This window comes from Aquabacterium sp. (genome assembly GCF_030652515.1).
Taxonomy (GTDB): Bacteria; Pseudomonadota; Gammaproteobacteria; order Burkholderiales; family Burkholderiaceae_C; genus Aquabacterium.
In genome coordinates this window covers 1-1972 of record NZ_JAUSAR010000162.1, presented here as the reverse complement: position 1 = coordinate 1972, position 1972 = coordinate 1, and the positions used below count along the sequence as shown (strand labels likewise).

The 1972-nt window shown below is 61.7% G+C and carries 1 protein-coding gene and 1 pseudogene; one reads left to right on the top strand and one right to left on the bottom strand.

Annotation, left to right across the window (positions count from 1 at the left end; translation table 11 throughout):
- A pseudogene (locus Q7V20_RS18570) lies at nucleotides 1-264 on the top strand (4-hydroxybenzoate octaprenyltransferase); the annotation flags it as partial.
- 453 nt (nucleotides 265-717) lie between these two features.
- Here Q7V20_RS18570 and Q7V20_RS18565 read toward each other — a convergent pair.
- Nucleotides 718-1743 carry an IS110 family transposase gene (locus tag Q7V20_RS18565; protein WP_304794704.1) on the bottom strand — a complete coding sequence of 342 codons (1026 nt, stop codon included), beginning with the start codon at nucleotides 1741-1743 and terminating at the stop codon, nucleotides 718-720.
- Nucleotides 1744-1972 lie beyond the last annotated feature (229 nt).

The window sequence follows — 1972 nt, the reverse complement described above, 5'->3', positions numbered from 1 at the left end:
ATCACGCTGGGCCGCTTCGATGTCATTGGGGTGATGGGCTTTTATGCGCTGTGCATTGTCTGCTGGGCCATGGTGGGCCATGAAGCAGGTCGTGGCATCTGGTATTTCGCGGGCCTGGCGGCGGCGGGGCTGCAGGCCTTGTGGCATGGCTGGTTGATCCGCCGGCGTGACCGCGATGGTTGCTTCAAGGCTTTCCGGCTGAACCACTGGCTGGGTTTGAGCGTGTTCGTGGGTCTGGTGCTGGACACCTTGCTGGCGGGCTGAGTTCGAGGGCTTTGGCTGGGAGCGCGAGGCGGGGATGAGGCGGTGGCTGGCAGGGCTCCTCTGGTGGCGGTCCACCGCGTAGCGGCGGACTGCTCTGCGGTGCTCGCCTGGGGCGGGGCTCGTCCGAAACTCGCCTTCGGCTCAAACAACGGACGATCCTTTTCCGCCCCAGGCTGCGCTCCTTATATGGACGCCTCCCGAGTGGCAAGGAGTTTTTGAGGTTTTGACTGGCGGTTCAACTGCAGTCTTATATCCGGCCTGTTGATGCAGTTCCGGGTTCAGCCCCGCTGCTGGCCTTGATGGTCATTCGCGAGGTCGGAGCTCATCTCGACGATGGACTTGCCCGAAGGGGAGTCCCAGGAGCGCATCAGCTTTTCCGACCCACGGTCTTACCGTTTTGCCATCACCTCATCGACTCACTCGCACACACGGTTTGGGGCGTTGTCGGCCCCGTCAACTGGAAAGAATTTCAGACCTCCATTGCTGGTCATAGTTGCGGGCGTTGGCGATCAATGCCCATGCTGTTCGGGCAAGCTTGTTGGCCACGGCGACCGCGACGACATTGGGCGGGCGCCGTGATAACAGCTTGGCGATCCACGGCGGCGGGCTCTTCTGGCTGATCAGACTGCGAGCGCCGCTGATCAGCAGCGTTCGTACATACGGATCCCCGCGCTTGCTCATGCCGCCCATGCGCACTTTGCCTCCCGTGCCTGTGTGCTTGGGCGGCAAGCCCAGGCAACTGGAGAATTCACGGGCATTGCGCCAGCCTTTGGCGTCTTTACCCAGCATGGCGGCCAGGGCCGTGGCACCGAGCAAGCCGACGCCGGGAATTTGACGCAACCGCTTGGCGGTGTCCGAGTGCTTTTGCACCAACTCGATTTCTGTTTCAACCATCTGAACCTGTCGTTCCAGATCACGCAAAGCTTGCAATTGCGCATTGACTAGGCGTTGAACCATGGAGGGCAGGCATTCGTCGATGCTGGCGCGCTGCTCGCCCAGCGCCTTCAAGGCAAGACTTTTACCTTGTGGCAGCACCACGCCGAACTCATAGAGCATCGAGCGCAAGGCATTGATGGTGGCCGTTCGGATACTGATCCAGTGCGAGCGGGTGCGGTGCAAGAACTGCACGGCTTGTTGCTCGGTGGTTTTGACGGGCACGCGCCGGATATCACAGTGCTGGGCTGCCAGCCAGATGGCGCGGGCATCGGCCGCATCGTCCTTGTTACCCCGCACGAAGGCGCGTACCTGTTTTGCTGGAAGCAACTCGATCGAATGGCCCATGGCCCCCAAAGTGCGACCCCAGTGGTGGGCGCTACCGCAGGCCTCCATAGCGATGCGGGCTGGTTGGCGCGATGCAAAGAATTCGCCGAACTTGGCCCGAGACAGCTTCTTGCGGCCCACTTCGCCCGTCACCGGGTCGACCCAGTGAACCTGAAGGACATTCTTGGCAATGTCAGCTGCATAAGTCGTAGCATTCATGGCGGGACCTCCGTCTACAGTGGTTGGTCAGAACTCCACTTTGGCACTCGATGCCGTTTGACGCGAGGTCCCACCCTTTTGTCAGCGCGGCTCAGTGACAGTTAGCGAGGTGGGAGGCGTCCATACCATCTCGACGCCCCCGAAGTCGCCCTGCCAGTCACCGCCTCATCCCTGATCGCCTCGCTGGTGGCGTGGCACGAAAACAAACGTGCTGCGCCACCAGCGGGGC

Excerpts from the sequence above, each read along its gene's own strand:
- Q7V20_RS18565 (WP_304794704.1), bottom strand. The coding sequence starts at position 1,743 with ATGAATGCTACGACTTATGCAGCTGACATTGCCAAGAATGTCCTTCAG.